Raw genomic sequence first — 20761 nt, forward strand, 5'->3', positions numbered from 1 at the left:
TTAGTTTTCCCGAACACATCGAGCCGGCGTACCCACATAGGTCCGCCCCGCTATTAAATCGTTTAACACCACCGCGCCTGCACCGACAATGCAGCCGTCTCCAATTTTTACACCGGGTAAAACATTCGCACCTGCGCCGATTAAAACCCGCTCCCCAAGCGTCACGCCGCCCGCCAAGGTAGCATTCGGTGCGATATGCGAAAAAGCGCCTATCCGGCAATCATGATCCACAACGGCGCCGTGGTTGATAATGCAGGCAAGTCCAATATCGGCATCCGGCGCCAGGATTGCGCCGGCGGCGACAAAGGAACCTCCGCCCACTTTCGCTGAATTTGCCACAATCGCACGCGGATGGACCAGGGAATGACTTTCCATACCCGCCTCTTGGCAAAGACCATTGAGTTGGGCACGTGCTTGGTTATTCCCTATCGCGACGTGGAAACGTCCGCCTTTTGCCAATGCAAGTGCTATCGGCGCGATGATTGCCAGTCCCATTAAACGCGTGCCGGCCAGCGCAAGATTATCGTCGGCAAGCCGCAGGGAATAACGATGCGAATCAGCCTGTAGCTTGGCTACATCCATCACCACTTTGGCATGGCCACCGCCACCCACGATCAGCAGGGAATCAGTATGCATTCGCCTTCCTCAATACTGCCGGGGAAATATCCAATGCAGACAGCAACTCGGCCATCCTGCCTGCAGCCCCGCCGGCATCGTAAACATTACGGGGAGCATAAGGCCCATGCGCCAGTATGCGGCCAAGCGCTGCTGTCATATCGCATTCCTGCGCATCGACATCGATCACGTTGCTATTGCGCTCCCGTAAATGCTGGCGGGCACCAATATTCATGACCGGCGTACCAAAGCTGCCCGCCTCTATGATCCCGCTGCTGGAGTTGCCAACCATGACATCGCAGTGTGCCATCCAGGAGACAAATTCTTCGCGGGGAAGATGGGTAAAAATGCGGACATCGGCCCGATCTTCGTATTTCTCAAGAACCGACCGTATCTCGTCCCCACCCGCGTCGGAATTCGGCCGCAAGGCAATGAGCTGTAAATTGTGTGCCAAACAGGCATCCAACAGTCCTTTTACTTCCAGGGAAGCTTGGTCGGACTGCTGTAACACCGGGTGATAGACCAGCAAGGCAATCCCCCTGTCGCGGTCAAAGCCGACGCGATGGCACAAGCCAGACCGATCGAATGCTGCCAGGTCCGCCAGGCCATCCAACCCGGGCGCGCCGGTCAGAAAGACAGCCTCCGCTTGTTCGCCCATCCGTACCAGCCGCGCTTGCGCCTGTTCGGTCGCCACGAAATGGAAATGCGACAACTTGGAGATAGCATGCCGAACCGGTTCATCCACGGTGCCGGAGCGCTCGCCGCCATGGATATGCACGATCGGGATATTCAGATGTATGGCTGCCAGCGCCCCAGCCAACATTTCGCCGCGATCCCCCAGCAGCAACATCAGGTCGGGCTTGATGCGTGCCAGGGTGAGCACGCATTTATCAAGGGTATGCGCCATATTTCTCGCCATCGCGACGCCAGTGCCCGCCTCGTCCACCAAGGGTATGCGTTCTACTATCCTCAATCCCGCCTTTGAGATTTCATCCACCGTCATGCCGAATTTCGGCGACAAGTGCATACCGCAAGCAATGATATCCAACGACAAACCGGGCGAGGCGGCAATCGCCTGCAAGGCATTTTGCATCAATCCAAAATCGGCGCGGGTACCGCTTAGGTAACAGACACGGCGAACCGTCGCCCTCATATGACATCACTCCATTGCAGGGTGACCCCCGGCTCGATATCGCGCGACGCTTTCCTGCCAATCAACGAGAGGATTTCCTTGGGGGCAATGCCATTACCTGGGCGCATCAAACCGATATCTTCCCGCGCCAGTATCTGGCCGGCCGAGACGCCACGCAGCAAGGTCACACTGCGGCGCACCAACTCCCGTACCGGCAATTCGCTATTGCTTGGTTCCTTGATTGCGGAGCCCAAGGCTTGCTCCACCTCGCGAACCCGCGAGATCAGATCCGCAAGCCCGGCAGGCTCGAGCGAAGCCGTATGATCGGGACCGGGCAATTCGCGATCGAGCGTAAAGTGCTTTTCAATCACCCTGGCCCCCATGGCCACCGCGGCAACCGACACGGTCGATCCGTCGGTATGATCGGAATAGCCAACCGGTAAGCCGGTGGCCTGCGCAATGGTGACCATGGCGCGTAGATTTACATCAACCAGGGCAGCAGGATAATTCGAAGTACAGTGCAGAATCGTGAGCACTTCCTCCAGCGGTGCCATAAAGCCCAATGATGTCCGCACTGAACGAATGGTCCCCAGTGCCTCCATGATCTCCGCCAAGGTCGCCATGCCGGTAGAAAGAATCAGTGGCACATTCTTTGCGGTCAGATGCGCGAGAAAGGGCAGATTGGTGATTTCCCCCGATGCGACCTTGATACGGCGCATACCCAACTCGATCAGGAAATCCGCCGCTTCCTCATCAAATGGCGTGGACATGAACTCAATACCAAGCGCCTTGCACTGCTCCACCAGCTTTCGATGCAGCGAGTCGGACATTTCCAATTGTTTGAGCATGGCATGCTGATCGCCGTCACCCGTTTCGCGAGCCTGGTACTCTGCCTTGGCCGCCCCCTTCCGGACCAATTTATCCGCGGAAAAAGTTTGGAACTTGACGGCATCGGCGCCACAGTCGGCGGCAATTCGCACCAACTGCAAGGCTAGCGCCTCATCGCCATTGTGATTGACACCCGCTTCGGCAATAAAAAATGTACTCATTTTGTCTTCATCCAATCGTCAATCAACAATTCCGCTACACGCCAATCGAACAGGGTATCTATATCGATGTTCTCGACGGCTTCGGAACAGAGAACCGAGCGGCAGCGCTTTGGGGTGAATGTGCCTTGCTCCCGTAGCGTCCGCACCTTGGTGAGATATAGCGCGCCATTGACTGCGTATGCGGGTGGATAGTCCTGCGAACGCGTGATGCCTGTGGAGTTATCCACCCACGCCTCCAGGCAACCGCTCGTGCCCTCCCTATATGCGAGATACGGATGGGTACTGGCCATGGAAACGCCGATGACGCCGTCGCAATCTTCTTCCGCAAGTAAATCGAACGCGCTTTGCCAGCGTGTTTGAAACCGAACCGGCGTGGTAGGTTGCAACAGTGCGACCGCATCGAATTCGCGTCCGACCTTGCTCAGGTAGTCCAGCAACTCCAATACCACGTCGAGGGATGCGGTCTTGTCCTGCGCCAATTCGGCCGGCCGTAATCGACTCACGTCCAGGCCTGCATGACGTCCCACTTCGGCAATTTCCGCACTATCGGTGGAAAGCTGTATGTCGCTAAACCAGGGGATGGTTTGCGCGAACGAAATCGTCCAGGCAATCAGCGGCTTATCGAATAGCGGCCGCGTATTCTTTCCGGGCAGCCGCTTCGAGCCGCCTCGCGCAGGGATAACCGCAAGAACGCGCATCAGATTTGGATAAAACTGCGCAATATGCTCAATCCCACCTTCCCGCTGCGCTCGGGGTGGAACTGCGTCGCCATGACATTGGCCTGCTGAACCGCCGCGCATAAGCGGTGGCCACCATACAGGGTATCGGCCAGGCGAATGGAAGGATCCGACGGCACCGCAGCGTAGGAATGCACGAAATAAACCGCCGCACGTTTGGCTTCAAGTCCTTCCAATACGCCACCGCGCCAATGCTCGCACCCTTCCGCAGGGATCAGATAGTTCCATCCGATCTGCGGCACGCGTTGCTGAATATTCTGGGTATTCCGGCTGGGTATTCCTCGTACCCTCCCTTCGAGAATGCCCAAGCCGCGATGCTCGCCAAACTCTTCGCTACCTTCGAACAACATTTGCATGCCAACACAAATCCCCAGAAAGGGGCGCTCAGTGGCAACAAAACGGTGGATGACTTCGTCGAAACCGCGACTTGCCAACTCCGAAATACAATCGCGGAACGCCCCCACCCCCGGTACCACCAACCTTTCCGCCGCCAGGGCCAAGGACGCATCCTCGGTAATGGTGACATCGGCCCCGCAATGCTCGAAAGCACGCGCCACGTTGAGCAAATTACCCATTCCGTAATCCAGCAAGGTGATTTTGCTACACATCCACCAGCTCCCTTACGAAGAGACCTGCGTCCAATGCGGTTTGTCGAATAGTCATCAAGTCCATTCGATTGTAATGAAGGACATCCGCCATCGCGATGGCATCAGCCAACCCTTCGTTCGCCGCCAAGACAAAGTCTTCCGGGCTGCCCATCCCGCCACTGGCGATAACCGGCACCGACACGGCCTGGCTTATCTGGCGTATAAGCGGAATATCGAATCCCTTGCGGGTCCCTTCCCGATCAACGGAGGTCAACAAAATCTCCCCCGCACCCAATGCCACGCCTCGAACCGCCCACTCAAGTACGTCCAGGCCGGTACGCTCTCGCCCATTGTCGGTGTAGACCTCCCAGCGATCGGATGTCGTCTGCTTCGCTTCAATGGACAGCACCATGGCCTGGGAACCAAAACGATAGGCAACCTCCGAAATCAAATCCGGCCGCGCCACGGCGGCGGTATTGATGGCCACCTTATCCGCGCCGGAACGGAGAATATGTTTCGCATCTTCAGGCGAGCGTATGCCGCCACCCACGGTAATGGGAATAAACACCCTATCAGCGGCACGACGGATGATATCGCTCAGATTGTTGCGGCCATACAAGCTGGCGACAACATCCATGTAGACCAATTCGTCCGCACCCGCTTCGTAATATTTAAGCGCGTACTCCTGCGGATCGCCGATCACGCGCAATCCTTCGAGATGCACCCCTTTAATCAAGTTCGGTCCCTTGATATCCAGGCGAGGAATGATGCGAACGTTTCTCATCATTTTTCTTTGTCGGTTAAATGGTTCTCATGCCAGGCAGCATGCCGGAGGATCCACTCATCCCCCTCTTTTTTCCATAGATGATCGGAACGCCAGCTGTCAATCACCTCCTCGAATTGTTCCTGCCCGATTGAGCAATACTCCAGAAACTCCTGCAAATGACGCTTTGGAAATTCGCCGTCGTAGCGTCTTACCAACGCCACCGCTTCCTCGCGGGTTATCTTACCGTCGCGCACTTCATGCGCCGCATCCGACGTCGTACGACCGATACCGAACTTGATATACCCCAGGTAATAATGAAAGCCGTCGATCCGATCATCCAGGCTGGCATATTTCGAATAGGTCCCTTCCGAACGCTCCGTATTCGGCGAAAAACCGGTGTGCTCACGGCAATAATAGTAATTTTCCTGGGGGTCCCAAAATTTGTAATAGCCCAGAAAATGGATTTCGGTCTTGTTATTCTTTATTTCATCGAACTTTGGCGCCATAAATGGCTTCAAATCCGACAAGGTCAGACCATGCTCCAGCCAGAACTCCGGCGGCAATCCAGAAAAATAATGCGTATCGTGATCCTGAATTTCCCTATCCGGACGATGCGCATTCTTCATATCGCCGCCATACTCGACCTCGCCGTTCTCCCCATACATGATCAGTGACACATTATGCTTGATGGCCATGCTAAGCGGAAAGTTGGTCTGCCCATAGATAAATGGCTGAAATGGATCGCCAAGATGGGCGAAGGAGAGTTGCGTCAACTTCCTGGTCACCACGCCATTAGGCGTGCCGAGCACATTATCAAAGCCGGCGCGAATAAAAGCGTCCAGGTTACGGCGACCGATTTCAGTTGCCCATAGTGGCGCCCATGTCACCGTCAATGGATTCATGCCATATTTGTATTTAAGCTGATGGGCGACAAAACTACCATCCTTCCCTCCGCTGCAAGGAACGATTACGTCATATTCCCCATTGCCTTTACGGTGTTTGTCGCACAATGCAAGCAATTCCCGTTCTCGCTCCGTCCAATCGATTTTATTGCGCTTGTACTCTGCAAAATTGCAAGCCGAGCAAACACCCTTTTCATCGAAAGTGATCCGGGGACGTTGATTCGAAATCGTACATTTCCTGCAGTAACGAACTTCGCTCGGAAGCTTGTACTTGGCAATCACGTCAACTTTCTGCACAAAGCGCTCCTATAGGCCTAATGAGAAACGCCATCGCGTTTCATGACTTTGATAAAAGTACGCCACAATACCAACAAATCGAACACCAGCGACCTTCTATGTAGGTACTCGGTATCCAATTTGACCTTTTCTGGTATGGACAGCTCATCCCTTCCATTGATCTGAGCCCAGCCCGTGAGCCCGGGAATAAGCGTATGCACTCCCTCCCTGGTACGTAGTTCTATCAAATCATACTGATTATAAAGCGCCGGTCGCGGTCCAACGAAGCTCATATCGCCCCGCAGTATGCACCAAAGTTGCGGCAATTCATCCAAACTGCTTTTGCGCAAAAAACCTCCTATAGGCGTGAGATAAGCCCCAGGATCCTCCATAAGATGCGTAGCCACGACAGGCGCATCCTGCCGCATGCTACGGAATTTTGGCATTTTGAAAATAGTATTATTATGCCCCACCCTGTCCGACCAATAAACCAGCGGGCCTTTAGAGGTCAGTTTTATCGCGATCGCCACCAATATTGCCGGCGCAAATAAAATTATCGCGGCAACGATGGACAACAATATATCAATGGTTCTTTTTATCAATTATTTGCACCCGCCAATATCAATTTCGCAGCACCTTCCGCATAAGCTTCCCGCGTGTGCATGACCCGAACGCCACGGCATGCCTCCTGCATAGCCGAATATAAATCAGCATCATCTTTCAGCCGTAAAATTGCGCTGTATATCTGCTCTACATCCCCAGCATTGTACTGCGCGCCGCAGCGACTTAATTCCAAAAACTCTCCCGCATCGCACGGCGGTGTCACGATAGTCGGTATGGCCAATCCCAGGTATTCCCAGACCTTTACCGGAAAGGCATCCTTGGAAATGTCCTCGTCCAGTCGCAAGCACAAGCCAACATGACACTTCGATACTTCCTGAATCGTCTCTTCAAAAGATTTCCTGCCTAGATACCTTAGATTTTCGTTTTGGTTATCTTCCAGTAAGTTTGACTTCCGACCATACCCGACCACCACCACATCGATATCATGCATAGCCAATCGATCAGCTAAAATCACGATGGACTCAACATCCTGAAAAAACCCCAGCACACCGTGAAAGCACACGGTAAATCTAGCATGTTTTTCCGACTGCACATTCAACAGCAAGGACGGAAACCCATTCGCAATATGGACAACCGATGGTTTGCCCGGATATTTTTCCACTTCATTCTTCAAGCCAGCCGTTGCTGTAAAGATCAAAGCGGCTCGCTTATACATATAGGCACTGAATTTATCCAAGATACGATGCAACACACCATCCTTGGCGATTAAATTGCTTGCTACATATGCTTGAGGGTAGATATCCCTGATATCCAATATAAATGGCATCCTACGTAACATCGCCGCTAGGCATATAATGCAAGCAGCAATGTACGATGGCGATGAAACCAATAAAGTCGTAGATTTAGGATTCGCTCTAAATACCTGCCGCCCCACACGAATGCCTAAAACCCCTTCCCGCCATACTCTGCGCAACAATCCCCCTTCTTCCGACCCCGTCCCGCTTGGTAGCGATTTGATTTCGACTCCGTCAATTGGATGAGGATCGGGCGTTGCGGTGTAAAAACGCAAATCCACGGGTGTTGCACCTCTGAATTTCACCAATGCTTCGGCGATCGAGTGGCCACGCAGGGCTGCACCACCACCTCCCGAAGGTGGTAAGCTCTCAAAGAAACAAGCGATACGTTTATTCTGATTCATTATGCCGCCTTTTTGACATAGACAAATCCGCGCTTCGACATACCGGGCTGCAGAATAAAGTAAGTCACCCCCATCGATATCAGCATCAGCGGGTGGACCAACTGCACAATGCCTGCGCTATTCAACCAGCTCAACAATACAAAAACAAAATAAGTTATCGTCATAGCTCCCAAATCATAGCGCCGCTTGGCGACGGATTTTTTTATATAGTCAAGCACCACGGCAACGAAATATCCGGCAATCAACCCAAAAACAATGAAGCCATATAAACCAAAAAACAACAATCCTTCCACAAAAATATTTGGCGTCATGTTCCATTCGCCAGAGCTTACCGCCGAGACCATATCTGGATACTGAGCAGCCGAAACCGCCATCGAAAACCCATACTGATACACTTCGTCCATTCCAACAAACAGTTTTATATTACTTTTGCCAAAAATCTCCATCAGAGTAGGCAAATAGCTAAACTGCATCTCATCATCTATCAACTGCAACGGGACCGCATACGGCAATTCCGCAGTCAAGATAAAAGCACGATACAATATATACAAAACAGCGTCAAACAAATCACCTTCCAGGAAGGAATCGAACATTAGCCCTGCCACCACCACAAGACAAAATGATATCAACACCAGTCTCAAAAAAGCCCAAAAATTCATGCGGTCCCAATATAGGGCGATTACCCCAGGCAATACGATCTGAATCGCGGAAGCTTTTCCACCCGTCGCGGCTCCAATCAACAGGACTGAAACGATACTGAATATGACAGCATTTCTTGATTCCTTATTCGGGTGAAATCGGTGCCATAAGCATACGTATGCCAATAAGGAAGGCGATAAATACTTCGTAAAAAATGCGTGGAATGGACCCATTTGCCGCACATGCTCTTTTGTCACTTCCCCGCCCAACACCCATAACCCTTGAAATGGCACCATAACAATCAACAAAATCACAAATATGGCAAACGTCACATATCGCAGATTCGGGCTATAGGCGGCAACGTCAAGCTTCGTCCCTTCTGTTATCGGCTTTCTTTGCCGAATAAAAAAAGCAGAAAAGAATGCCACCAGGAAAACCGTATATAGCATGAAAGGAATAAGCGAATAATTCCCATTCACCAACCACTCATACTCTTCCTGTAAAAAATACAGCAGTACAATGCCTGTATAAGGCAGCATTAACACCAGCAGAACGAGTACAATTAGCATTTGCAGAGCCCGGTGCGATAAACCATCAGTTATATTGCACTTTTCGATATATTTTAACCAGTGCCATTGCAATCTTCGCATAGGAAGGATAGTCGAAGTGACTAACCGCCGATGCGTTCAAATAAGCATCGTGCTCCACCTGCGAAAACCCCAGCTTCTTGCAGATATACTCCCGATCCGATGCCAGCGCAGATTCGGTATAAGGTGGCTTTTCCAGCTCCTTCAATGCAAGTTCGCGCGTCACTTCCCCATTCATAATGAGGTCAGACAAGTGCACCTTGCGCTTATCCACGCCAAATTTCTTGGGGAGGATATGAGCCTGGTAGTATTTTGTAAATAAAGATTCGTAATGCTTACCGCCATAATATTCCCAGCCCAGCTCCGCTTTCAATGTAGCGATGGCTTCTTCTTTCTTATAAGGGAGATAATTCAATATCGGCACGGATTGAAAACCAGACATATACTTGTTCCAAGCCATATGCCAAATACTGATGGTAGGATAGCTACGCACTTTCAATTGGCCAAATTTCTTTTGAATAGCCATCAAGTTAAGTAAATCAAACTTGAAATGCTGCCATGCTTTCGGCATAATCGACTCGGTGGCCACGTTTGTGCCCGACAGGATATATCGAATTTTATGCTGCTTGGCCAGTTTGAAGAGCGCAGCAAAGATAGCGTGATCGGTAACCATCTCGATATCGATAACATTTGCTTTAAAGAAAGATCGCTGGATATCGCGAAACTCCTCCCAATCGATGACATAGGTAATCAAGTCCAAATTTAACTTCTTCACCATCCTTTCGATATTCTTCACCGCCAACTCGGAGTTCCAGCCATTATCGAAATGTACCGCAAGGGGTTTCAACCCCAACTGGATGGCTTGATAGGCTACATAGGAGCTATCTACTCCACCGCTCAGGCCAATAATGCAATCATATTCGCCCTTCGCACGCGCCTTTATCCGAGCGACCAAGGCAGCCAACTTCTCACCCGCATCAGACTGACTGAAAGGAGCTTGTGCAACACGCGCTTCGTGTGACTTGCAATGACTGCACACACCGGACTCATCGAATGAGATCTCCGCATCGGTCGTATCCATCACACAACGAACACATATTTGATAGTGCACCGTACGCTCTCCTTCGCGTCTACCGCGCTTATAAAAATGCCTGTTTCAGGGCATCTGCTTCCGGGTAGGTAATCAGGACGCCTCTATGCTTGCCATGGAAAACAAACATTGCGCCGGCAGCCACCGCCGAAGCACCGCCACAGTGGGTTGCTTCTCGAAAGTCTCCGATTTTGCCGGCCCCACCGGACGCAATAACCGGGATGGGTACTGCACGCGCGATCTGCTTGATCAATTCAAGATCGTAGCCTTCCATCGTTCCGTCACGATCAATCGCAGTCAAAAAAATCTCACCGGCTCCCAGCTTGGAAACCGTCAAGGCGAACGCCACAGGATCCAGCCCTGTCGACTTCGTTCCCCTGGCACGATAGACCTCATATTTTCCAAATAGCTTTCGTTTGACATCCATCGAAACCACGATTGATTGGGAGCCAAACTCGGCCGCTGCGGCACTGATTAATTCCGGATGCTGAAAGGCTGCCTCGTTCAAAACGACTTTCTCAATTCCCAATTTCAGTATCTTCCGTATCTGCTCTAAATTTGTTATGCCGCCTCCATATGCAACAGGCATAAAACATTCATTGGCAATTTCTTCGATAACCTCGAAGTTCGGCCCTTTCCCTTCCACCGAAGCAAGTACATCCAAAAGAACCAACTCGTCCACTTCCTTGTCATTAAATATCTTTATCGCATTGATAGGATCGCCGATATATTGTGGATCCTTAAACCTTGTTGTCTTCACAAGGCCTCTTCCCTTTAATAGCAAGCAAGGAATCACGCGGATACGTAACATACTTAATACTCGCTTACAAAGTTGCTTAGTAATTGCATACCAAACCTGTGGCTCTTTTCCGGATGAAATTGCACTCCCATTATATTCCCCACTTCGAAGGCGGCATCGAATTCGTGGCCATGTTCCGATTTGAGCAAACTATCACCCGTCGCATGACATTTAACATAGTAGGAATGCACGAAATAGAATCTCGCCTCCTCATCCGCCGCCTTCATCAATCTTGATTCCTTGCAGGGCTTTACTCTGTTCCAGCCCATATGGGGTACTTTGAGCGTGCTATCCTCGGGGAGGGTGAAACGTATCGTGTCTGCTTGAACCCAGCCTAATCCCCGCAGCTTCCCTTCTTCGCTACCTTGCGTCATTAAATGCATGCCGAGGCAAATTCCCAGAACGGGGACTTTCTTTTCCAATACCAATTCATTCAATAGCGAGGACAACCCGGATTGTTCCAAACTCGACATCCCCGCATCAAATGCACCAACGCCTGGTAGTATCAATTTTCCGGCTTGCCGCAGGCAGGCGGGATCGGCCGATATTTCACTTTCCGCCCCCACCTTCTTCAGCATATTCCGAATGGAGCCAAGATTGCCCATTCCGTAATCAACAATAGTAATCATTGGCTTACTCATGGTGTTTTCTTGCCCGATCGACGAAATCGAGATAATTGGCGCGCCAATTCGGCGCCCAAATAGCATCAGTTTCAATCGAATCCGACGGTTTTTCGCATTCCTGCGACATCATATCCACAAGGGTTTCGATGCAATCGAATCCAAAAAAAGGATGCTTTGGCAATGAAAACCGCGAAACCGCCGTTTCCCACACGAATATCTTTTCGACAATGCCTACTGCTTCAAAAAGCACAGTCGACAGTTCGGAGACGATTGCATTCACACTGCTCAAAGAGCGATAGAGGTCGCTATGCGTATCGATTTGCACGCCAGCAACCAACCCGGACGCCATTCTCATGTTGATGGCCGCACGCTCCAGTGGGTGGGGACGAAAACTGATCGTCCATACATCGCTAAGTTTTTCGGTCAACTCTCTAGCCAAAGCCAGATATTTTTCAGTCTGCACGCCATCGCCGATAACCAAAAGCGCTTTGGCTCCTTTTTTTTCCACAGGTTGGTTGACTGCCAGTCGTTCGCTACGGTATGGATTTCCAATTACCAGCTTGGTCACCGGGAGATTAATTTGATCATTCCACCAACTTCCGTAGGCAAGAAAATAGTTCGGTAGTGTCCGACGCAACAAAGTACTGTTCCGAAGCGTTTCCGCATAATTATATGCATCATGCCCGGCAGAAATAAATCCATGCTGATATTCCGCGGTCACCATACCCAAGCTGTGCGCAGCGGCATTCACCACCGCAGACTGGCCATAGCAGCCTTCTTCTTTTAAAAGTAGCTTAGCCCCACACTTTTTGAGCATCTTCATATAGGAGGCATGTAAGTTCGGCAAGGCCGCAATTTTTGTGGCCAGGATATTTTCCAGCAGACTGGCTTGACTATCTTCAAGATCAAAATCAATGAATTGTTTGGATCTTTGCCGTGCCAGATCAATAAGCTCGGCAGCAATTTTCCGATGTCGGCTTCGAACCAGAAGATGCCCTAAAACAATGCCCTTGGCTTGCAAAGGTGCTTGCCAAAGTACGTTTTTAAACTCGCGCGGATATTTCCACTCCCAACCAAACTGCCCTTCAATCACAACCGTTTGCTCCGGCAAGGCCATCGCAAAATGATCACTCAGACGATTGAACCACCGGCCTTGCTGCCTGGCGGAACCTACCGCCGTCGCCATGATGCAGATATCGCCCTTTGTCGATTCAGACTTGCGCAGATTATGCATAGCCGAGCGAGCCAAGGTGCTGAAAGCGCCGGCTTTCAATCCCTGTATATTGCTCGAACGATACAAGGGGTATCGATAAAGTTGGGACGACATGATCGTACGGATAAACATCAGCCTAATAATTGGCCATAGCAATATATCCGTCTCCCGGCATTGAAAACTCAAATACTCCGGAGTGTCTTCAATCTGCAGAATGCTTTGCAGTGTAAGGTCTTGCCCTGGTTTCATTTTCATGCCGCCCTCGCCGCTTCCATCCATGGCATTCCGCGCGACCGCTGCGCCAACCACCAGGTACAGATAAATATCGCAAGCTGCGAGAGCATAAAGGCTTGTGCTGCTCCGACTATCCCATTCACCTTCAAGAGATAAAAGTTCGCCATAATGTTAAACATACCGGCCGCACACGTAATAATCGCCAATCCTGCGGTTTTTCCCGCGAAAAAAACATAATTCGTCACCATCAGATACATACCGCTGAACGCGAAGCCCAGCGTGATGTAAACCACCGAACTCGCCGCGGATTGGTATTCCGCGCCGACCAGCCAACTTAATAATATGGGTGCAATCGCACCAATCAATAATGCAGCAACTACTACAATAATAAAGTACAGATAGGTAAATCGAACTATTTGGCGGTCTCTTTCCGCATCCTGGCTTTTCAGCGATTCCAATAGCCATGGGGCGAATGCACGATTGAAAGAGTCAATCAACAATCCCAGCACCATGCCAACCTGCATGGCAACCATGTAGATCCCCGCGCTTGCCACACCGAGCATATTGCTGATCATCACCCGATCAACCATCACAATCAGCATTCCGCCTATTACATGCGGAATCAAGGGCACACCAAATCGCATTGCATCCAGGGCATAGGTTCTATTGTATGGAAACTTTATCCAAGCTCCGTGCCTAAGACAAAATAAAGCAACCAACATCAGTAGCACACTTGCCATCGAAATACCGATCAACCTTCCCTCCCAGGTCAATCCCAACGCAAATATAAGCACGAGAGAAAATGCAGCATCCATTGCCGTCTGGGCAAACTTCATCGCACCATAGCGTATTGGTTTACGTGCCGCTTGCCATAGCGCCAGCTGTGTCTGTACTACAAACTGCGCGCCAGACACCAATACGGCAATTAATATCCACAGTCTCGGGATTTTCGCGAAATCCTCCAAGATCGGCATTAAAACCATGACCGCTATCAGTACCACCGTGGTACTGATCAACAATATCACCAAACAGCTGGCGACATAGGTTGGCAGGTTGAAATTTTCCTGCTCAAAATAGCGCACCCCTATCGCCCCATGAACGCTTAAACCTGTAAAGGCCCCCAATGCCGTTACCGTCAGCGTAAACATGGTGACGATCCCATACTCTTCCGGTGTCAGCACGCGCGTGAGTATGGGTAGTAATAGAAAAGGAAGTCCGGCACTCAGCGCGTTCGCCAGTGCATAGATCAACGCAGAACCGAATAGTCCTTTTCTGCCCGTCATTGACTAAAAAACTCGCGCACTAGATTCACGACATGCGCCGCATCCTTCATTTCCATATGCTCACCTATCGGTAAGCTAAGCAATGTCGAATCGGTCCGATTATAAAAGGCTTGCTGATCAACCTCACCCAGATAAGCGTAAGCTAGCAATTTTGGCAGTGCGATGGGATAGTGCACACCACTCTCCACCCCATGGGCACCGAGATAGTCCTTCAGCTCGTCGCGACGCGTACTGCGTATTACAAATAGATGGTATACCTGGCGCGCCCACGCTTTCCGGACGGGTAGGATCAAATTATCGATACCAGCCAAATAGCGAAGATAGTAATCCGCGATCTCGATGCGACGTGCCGTCCATTCCTCCAGATGAGGGAGCTTGGCACTCAGGATGGCGGCCTGCATACCGTCCAATCGTGAATTACGCCCTTCGAACTGATGGTCATACTTCGAAATACGTCCATGGTTGGCAATCATGCGGACTCGTGTCGCCAACGCATCATCTTCGGTAGTGATCGCGCCGGCGTCCCCATACGCACCCAAATTCTTGCCCGGGTAGAAACTGAAGGTAGCGAGATTGCCCAGCGAGCCGACACGCCGCCCTTTGTATTCCGCGCCATGTGCTTGGGCACAATCCTCGATGAGGATCATGTCATGCTCTTTACACACTTCCGCAAGTGCATCCAGGTCGCAAGGATGCCCATACAGATGAACCGCGATTATCGCCTTGGTACGTTCGGTCAGCTTGCTGCGCACCCCTTCGGCGTTTAGCGTGTAACTGTCTTCATCTACATCCGCGAAAACGACTTTATGCCCGCAACGGGTAATCGCTTCCGCACTCGCTATAAAACTGTTCCCAGGAACGATGATTTCCGATCCCGCAGGCAAGCCCGCTGCTTCTATGGCGATTTCGAGCGCATCCGTACCATTGGCAACGCCTATGCAATGCTTCGCCTGGGTAAATTCCGCGAATTGCTGCTCGAATTCCTTTACATACTTTCCGCCGATAAAAGCGGAGTCCCGGATCACGTTGGCAATTGCAGCATCGATTTCCGGTTTGATCGATTCGTACTGGGCAGCCAGATCAAGAAATTTAATCATGCCAGGTTCCTGATTTTACGAGCCGGGTTTCCCGCATAGACGCCAGGCTCATTGATATCACGCGTTACCACGGCTCCCGCCCCGATGACCACACCATCGCAAATCTTTACAGGAAGAATCGTGGCATTGCTACCGATGGATACATAGTTCCCGACATGCGTGGGTCGCCAGCATGTCTTGTCACCACGGGCCGGCCCGCCCTTGATGAATGGGTCGTTAATGAACATGACGCCGTGGCCTATAAAGCAATCCGTGCCTACCGTTACCAGTTCGCAGATAAATGCATGAGACTGCACACGTGTACGCGCACCAATACCGACACCTTTTTGTATTTCTACAAAAGGGCCGACAAATACGTTGTCCGCCAATGTACAGCCATACAGATTCGCCGGTTCAACCACCGTCACGTCTTCACCAAACTGCACATTGGTGATGGCAACCTGCCTGATATTCGGGCTGCTCATCAATGCCCACCCAAGCGACAAAGTTTCGGGCGAAACCTGAGCGCCACCTCTTTGCCGGTCTCGATGGACTCATAGATTGCACTGATCAACTCAAGACTGCGGCGGCCGACCAAACCATCGACTAGGTGCTGCCTTTTATTGGCAATACAATCAACAACATGCTCGTAGTAGGCTTGGTGGCCAAAACCGTAAACATTCGGCGGATTGACCGAATATTTTTCCATCACTTCTTCATCACCCTGCACGGGTTCGACGAAATTCCAGACTTTCATCTTATTAACGGCAAACCCACCGATTTCGACAGATCCATGCTCGCCCATGATGGAAAGCGAACCTTCCAGGTCCTTGGGACGCACCGCGGTGGTCGCCTCAATGATGCCCAGCGCGCCATTCTTGAATCGCAGCGTCACAACCGCGGTATCTTCCGCCTCGATATTGGCGAGTGCCTTGGTGCTCATGGCAAAGACGCTATCCACGTCCCCAAGCATCCACTCCAGCAAGTCGACATGATGGCTCGCCTGGTTGGTCAATACGCCGCCATCCAGGGCCCAGGTACCTCGCCACGGGTCCTGATCGTAGTAGGATTGCGGGCGACACCACCGCACTCGAACAGTACCCATGACAAGCTTACCGAAGCGTCCCGCTTCCAGGGCTTCGCGGGTTTTGACGACCGGTACATTGAAGCGGTTTTGCTTGACGACGAAGAGTTTGACGCCCGCTCTGTCGCAGGCGCGAATCATTGCGTCCGCATCGTCCAATGTCAGCGCCATCGGCTTTTCGACGACGATATGCTTACCATACTGTGCTAAAGCCACTACATGCTCGGCATGTCTGCCACTTTCCGTCAGGACCACGACAACGTCGATTTTTTCCTGGCGCATCATTTCATGCATATCCAGATAATGCGGAACAGAAAATTCAACACCGATCTTTCGTGCTTTCGATTCAACGATATCGCAAACAGCCGCCAGACGCGCATTGGGAATCTGCTCATAACCCAATAGTTCCGAGTGGCGCTTGGCAATCCGGCCACAACCTACCAGTGCAAAATTCAACATGTACGAAGCCTTTCCTTGGCGAGACAGACCGTCTTAAAATTCGGACACACCTGGCAATCATAGTCACGGCTGACCGATAAAAAAAAGCGCTCGCATTTTTATTTATCGATCCAATACAAAAGCATTTGCAAATCGAGCGTGTTCCGTTCAACGGCTCCAAAGATGCTGGCGCAATACCATCCACCGCGCGGCATCGGACTCATTCTTTTTCGATTTTTCTACCCAATCTCGAACAAAAACAAACACCACACCCAACAACGCGCCGATCGCTAGCGCAAACATGCAAATCAACGCCCTTTTTGGCGAGCTTTTTCTTTCAGGCTCCAGGGCCTTATCCAATACCTGAATCAAGGCGGCGTTCTTTCCTTCTTCCACCTTGGCAATTTCAAATTGCTTCGCCAACACTTCGAATATGGTTTCTCTATACTTTACTTCCCGCAACATACGAACAAACTCCAGACCCGCGCGGGGAATTTTTTTCGTGGCGATGAATACCTCATCGGTACTCTCCGGCGTCTGTAGTTTTTCCAACTGCTTCTTTAACCCTTCCAGCTCGCTGGTGGCAAACTGCACATCGGGATTCTTCTCCGTGGCAAAAGTGGCCATCGTCTGGATCTGAAGTTCCTTTGCGGAAATTTGCCCGCGTAAATTGGCAATCGTTTCGATACTTGCCCGGCTTTGGTCATCCAGTCGTATCAGGCCGGTTCTCTCCTGCAGATCCCGCATCTGCACTTCTGCCTTCGCCAGCTGATCTTTTGCCAGACCCATTTGGCGCTCAAAGAAAACCCGCTTTTGGGAAGCTTCCGTCACCGCGATACGCTGGGTAAGCTTATATAGCTCATCGATATAGCCATTTGCCAACGCGGCCGCGAACTTGGGATCCCTATCCTCGACATCGATGGTAATCAAACCGTCTTTCCCCGTGCCTATGGTTGTGCGGGTCTTCAGGACCGCACGTGCTTCAACCCATTTTTTCTTCTCGTACCTTTTGATCAGATCAAATCGCCGAATCATTTCATCGGCAACCGTTCTGCTTCTCAGCATCCCCACGTATAAATCGTTTGGATTCTTGATGCCGGCAATGCCGCCTGCGGCGCCTCCCAGCAAGCCGCCCAGCTGAGCAGCCATGGCTGCAGCACCGCTTTGTCCCTGCTGGGGCGGAAGGATCTTCGTCGTCGCCATATAGCTATTTGGAATCAGCAGCGAAACAAGGGTCGCGAGCAAGCCCACGGATAGCGAAAGGCCCACGATCAATCGCTTGTTTCTGGCAAGCAATATCAACGCATCCAGGATACCCAACGGCGCAGATGCCTTGGATTGGCCTTCTTCAAAATTCCCCACCATGACCGATTCCGTCATCACAGTCCTTTCAACACCTTAAGACCCGCAACACCGGTCGCAAACTGGAAGAATATCTGGGACCAATCCTTCAGTTCCTTGGTCAAATTGAATCGTTCCTCCAGCCTTTCGGGCATAACGATTGCATCGCCAGGCATCAATTTTTGTCCACCCAGGCTACTTAGCCAGCCACTTTGCCGCTTGCTTAATACCGTACCGTCCGCACGCAATACGAACATACTGGATTCGTCAGCATCGCGAGTCGGCCCGCCCGACTGGCGTAGATAGTCTTCGAATCGCTTCTCGGATTTGAAGATAAATGCGCCGGGGTTGAAAACCGCACCGAACACGCTAATGGAGCCAGACGCATTGGGGATGACTATCTTATCGCCGTCCTCCAAAGCGATATCCGGCAGTTGTTTTACATCCGGAGGAAGCAGCTCGGCCGGCATCTCAAGCGATACGCGACCGGTTGCCTTGATCTGGCGCAATTTATTCAAAAGCCCGCGCTGCTGCTCAGCTTCTACCTTGGCACTTTGAGCTTCTTCTGCATTCATTGCCTTTTGGCTTTTATTTACTGCCGTACGCTCCAGATCACGCTCCAGCCTATCCACCGAATCATCCAACTGCTTTTGTTGTAGTACGCGGACGGACTCCCGACTGAACTCGGTGCCGAACAAATAGGCATTCGATGTCAAACCGCCAATACGCGTTACCAGCTTTTGCAATGTTTCACCTTGCTCCAGCTTATATATACCAGGCGTAACGAACTCACCTTCCAGGCGAATGTACTTCGACTGCTTTTCTACCGGAACACGAATATCATCCTTGGAGAAGATCGTTACTACGTCATTTGGCTGAAGGAGCAAATTGTGCTGTACGTCGCCCTTCAAAGCCAACCCCAGACTAAATGGCAACAGGTCGCTACTGCCGTCATCGGCAACGCGTTCAATCACGGCATAATCCAGATTGACCGCTTCTGCGCGCTGAATGCTGGCGAAGGCATTTTCGTCTTTTGGATCTACTCCCTGCAGCGGAGTGAAATTCCTGTTGGGTGGATTTATTCCATTGATTTTTCGAGGACCATTCCTTGGCGTGATCTTGCCTCCTCCCCGATACATTGCCTGCACCATCGCATTTTGCGCATCCACGGAATCGTCTTGCGCATCCATCCGATTACGATCCGTCCAATAGCTACGCGATATCAGGGATTCCATGCTGGGGACGATATCGCTTATACGAATCCCCTTACGCCAGGTAAAACGTTCCGGCTGGTTCACAAAACCGCGCAGCGTGATTGAATTGGCAAACTTGGGCGCGATGGGATAAACGGTCACCACATCACCATCCTTGACGGCACCTGACTGGCCTGCCGCATCGAGCTTCAATTCCTCTACCTTGCGGGTCTTACGGTTATCGATTCGTTCAATCGTCACCTTCAATCCATCGGCAAGGCTACTCAAGCCGCCACTCCAGGCAATCAGATCCTTGAGCGAAGCTTCGCCTTCAGGCAACTCATAGATGCCGGCCGTGTTGATACTGCCGCTGATTGCAGCCACCTTGCCCACCGGTGGGATATAGATGACATCGCCGGGCAGGAGCGGACGATCCTTGGTCTTGTCGCCACGCAGCAAGAGGTCATACAGATCCATTTCACTGATGACCTTGTCGCCACGCTTAAGCTGGATTTTACGCATCGACCCTCTGGTGGACGGACCACCGGCGGCGAAGATCGCATTGACCAGGGTACTGAGGGAGCTCACCGTGTAGACACCCGGACGCTGTGCCTGTCCCACCACGAAGACCTGGATGGAGCGCAACTGCCCCAAGGTAACCGACAGCTCGAAGTTCTTGAAGGTGCGGCTGAAGGCGGTGGAAAGATAGCCTTGCAGTTCCTGGTAGCGAATGCCCGCGACATTGAACACGCCAACCCGTGGGATATTCACCGTGCCATTTCGATCGACCACCGCCCGAATATCGATATCAATCTGTCCCCAGGCACGTATCCAGATCTCGTCGCCCGGTCCGATCGTGTAATCGGAGGTAACCGGCACATTGTCTACCGGGGCGAAGGTATCCGGCGAATTGCGAAATAACTGGTAGCCGAACAGGGGCAGCAATTTGCCGGTCGAATCGTAGACAAAGCGCTGGAACTCGGTCTGCTCCGGTAATTGCTGGCGAATCGGCTGGCCCATGCGTTGCTCATCGCCGCCAAGCGCGTCGCCGAGCGGCCGCTGCGCACCCTTATTGGTGCGCGTACCACGCATGGGATCATTGCCGGCCCCCTGGATATCGATGGTGGGTCTGGCTGATGATTCTTGACCAAAAGATTTGCCTACAATCCCAAGCCGCTGTTCTCGCATTGCCGGGTCCGCCGCCAGATCGATATCGTCCGCGCTTACCGCAAAAGAAACACACACTGCGAGCAAGGAAACGAAGCGGCTTGCCCAACTGCATAAAGCATTCTTGGTCAATGTCATCTATCCACAGCCTCAAGACTCAAATCGGTG

20 protein-coding genes are annotated in these 20761 nt (G+C 51.5%); all 20 read right to left on the reverse strand.

The genetic code is table 11. The features are described 5' to 3' along the window. A complete protein-coding gene (locus FNU76_RS04755; RefSeq protein WP_143856641.1) occupies window positions 1–636 on the reverse strand; it encodes an acetyltransferase in 636 nt (211 codons plus the stop codon). After that, window positions 626–1768, reverse strand: a complete 1143-nt coding sequence (gene neuC, locus FNU76_RS04760) for a UDP-N-acetylglucosamine 2-epimerase (protein ID WP_143856642.1) — start codon at window positions 1766–1768, stop codon at window positions 626–628. Before neuC ends, FNU76_RS04755 begins: the two co-directional genes overlap by 11 nt. Further along, the gene (gene neuB / locus FNU76_RS04765; protein WP_308418613.1) at window positions 1765–2811 is read right to left on the reverse strand and encodes an N-acetylneuraminate synthase; all 1047 of its coding nucleotides are present in this window, start codon (window positions 2809–2811) and stop codon (window positions 1765–1767) included. Before neuB ends, neuC begins: the two co-directional genes overlap by 4 nt. Then, window positions 2793–3494 carry an acylneuraminate cytidylyltransferase family protein gene (locus tag FNU76_RS04770; protein WP_179958352.1) on the reverse strand — a complete coding sequence of 234 codons (702 nt, stop codon included), beginning with the start codon at window positions 3492–3494 and terminating at the stop codon, window positions 2793–2795. Before FNU76_RS04770 ends, neuB begins: the two co-directional genes overlap by 19 nt. Continuing rightward, on the reverse strand, window positions 3494–4141 hold the full coding sequence (gene hisH / locus FNU76_RS04775) for an imidazole glycerol phosphate synthase subunit HisH (RefSeq protein ID WP_143856644.1): 648 nt from the start codon (window positions 4139–4141) through the stop codon (window positions 3494–3496). Before hisH (FNU76_RS04775) ends, FNU76_RS04770 begins: the two co-directional genes overlap by 1 nt. Beyond that, window positions 4134–4907 (reverse strand): imidazole glycerol phosphate synthase subunit HisF, encoded by a 774-nt coding sequence (gene hisF / locus FNU76_RS04780; protein ID WP_223879224.1) that lies wholly within the window; start codon window positions 4905–4907, stop codon window positions 4134–4136. Before hisF ends, hisH (FNU76_RS04775) begins: the two co-directional genes overlap by 8 nt. Then, window positions 4904–6085 (reverse strand): N-acetyl sugar amidotransferase, encoded by a 1182-nt coding sequence (locus FNU76_RS04785; protein WP_143856645.1) that lies wholly within the window; start codon window positions 6083–6085, stop codon window positions 4904–4906. The genes hisF and FNU76_RS04785 overlap by 4 nt, the downstream gene beginning before the upstream one ends. A 17-nt stretch (window positions 6086–6102) precedes the next feature. After that, the gene (locus tag FNU76_RS04790; RefSeq protein ID WP_308418614.1) at window positions 6103–6666 is read right to left on the reverse strand and encodes a sugar transferase; all 564 of its coding nucleotides are present in this window, start codon (window positions 6664–6666) and stop codon (window positions 6103–6105) included. Then, on the reverse strand, window positions 6663–7826 hold the full coding sequence (locus FNU76_RS04795; RefSeq protein WP_143856646.1) for a glycosyltransferase family 4 protein: 1164 nt from the start codon (window positions 7824–7826) through the stop codon (window positions 6663–6665). The genes FNU76_RS04790 and FNU76_RS04795 overlap by 4 nt, the downstream gene beginning before the upstream one ends. Then, the gene (locus FNU76_RS04800; protein WP_143856647.1) at window positions 7826–9034 is read right to left on the reverse strand and encodes a hypothetical protein; all 1209 of its coding nucleotides are present in this window, start codon (window positions 9032–9034) and stop codon (window positions 7826–7828) included. Before FNU76_RS04800 ends, FNU76_RS04795 begins: the two co-directional genes overlap by 1 nt. Window positions 9035–9059: 25 nt before the next feature. Next, on the reverse strand, window positions 9060–10163 hold the full coding sequence (locus tag FNU76_RS04805) for an N-acetyl sugar amidotransferase (protein WP_143856648.1): 1104 nt from the start codon (window positions 10161–10163) through the stop codon (window positions 9060–9062). Between the two features lie 28 nt (window positions 10164–10191). Next, on the reverse strand, window positions 10192–10953 hold the full coding sequence (locus tag FNU76_RS04810) for an AglZ/HisF2 family acetamidino modification protein (protein WP_143856649.1): 762 nt from the start codon (window positions 10951–10953) through the stop codon (window positions 10192–10194). A gap of 2 nt (window positions 10954–10955) precedes the next feature. After that, entirely contained in the window at window positions 10956–11582 is a 627-nt protein-coding gene (hisH, locus tag FNU76_RS04815) for an imidazole glycerol phosphate synthase subunit HisH (RefSeq protein WP_223879225.1), read from the reverse strand. Further along, window positions 11575–13056, reverse strand: coding sequence for a hypothetical protein (locus tag FNU76_RS04820; RefSeq protein WP_143856650.1), 1482 nt, complete (start codon window positions 13054–13056; stop codon window positions 11575–11577). Before FNU76_RS04820 ends, hisH (FNU76_RS04815) begins: the two co-directional genes overlap by 8 nt. Further along, window positions 13029–14294: a lipopolysaccharide biosynthesis protein gene (locus tag FNU76_RS04825; RefSeq protein ID WP_143856651.1), complete on the reverse strand. Its 1266-nt coding sequence runs from the start codon at window positions 14292–14294 to the stop codon at window positions 13029–13031. The genes FNU76_RS04820 and FNU76_RS04825 overlap by 28 nt, the downstream gene beginning before the upstream one ends. After that, window positions 14291–15391 (reverse strand): DegT/DnrJ/EryC1/StrS family aminotransferase, encoded by a 1101-nt coding sequence (locus tag FNU76_RS04830; RefSeq protein ID WP_143856652.1) that lies wholly within the window; start codon window positions 15389–15391, stop codon window positions 14291–14293. Before FNU76_RS04830 ends, FNU76_RS04825 begins: the two co-directional genes overlap by 4 nt. Beyond that, window positions 15388–15855 (reverse strand): acyltransferase, encoded by a 468-nt coding sequence (locus FNU76_RS04835; RefSeq protein ID WP_143856653.1) that lies wholly within the window; start codon window positions 15853–15855, stop codon window positions 15388–15390. The genes FNU76_RS04830 and FNU76_RS04835 overlap by 4 nt, the downstream gene beginning before the upstream one ends. Beyond that, entirely contained in the window at window positions 15855–16913 is a 1059-nt protein-coding gene (locus FNU76_RS04840) for a Gfo/Idh/MocA family protein (RefSeq protein WP_143856654.1), read from the reverse strand. Before FNU76_RS04840 ends, FNU76_RS04835 begins: the two co-directional genes overlap by 1 nt. A gap of 147 nt (window positions 16914–17060) precedes the next feature. Continuing rightward, window positions 17061–18272, reverse strand: coding sequence for a GumC family protein (locus FNU76_RS04845; protein ID WP_143856655.1), 1212 nt, complete (start codon window positions 18270–18272; stop codon window positions 17061–17063). Continuing rightward, entirely contained in the window at window positions 18272–20731 is a 2460-nt protein-coding gene (locus FNU76_RS04850; protein WP_143856656.1) for a polysaccharide biosynthesis/export family protein, read from the reverse strand. Before FNU76_RS04850 ends, FNU76_RS04845 begins: the two co-directional genes overlap by 1 nt. Between the last annotated feature and the right edge of the window lie 30 nt (window positions 20732–20761).

Origin of the sequence: Chitinimonas arctica, assembly GCF_007431345.1 — a bacterium.
Classification (GTDB): domain Bacteria; phylum Pseudomonadota; class Gammaproteobacteria; order Burkholderiales; family Chitinimonadaceae; genus Chitinimonas; species Chitinimonas arctica.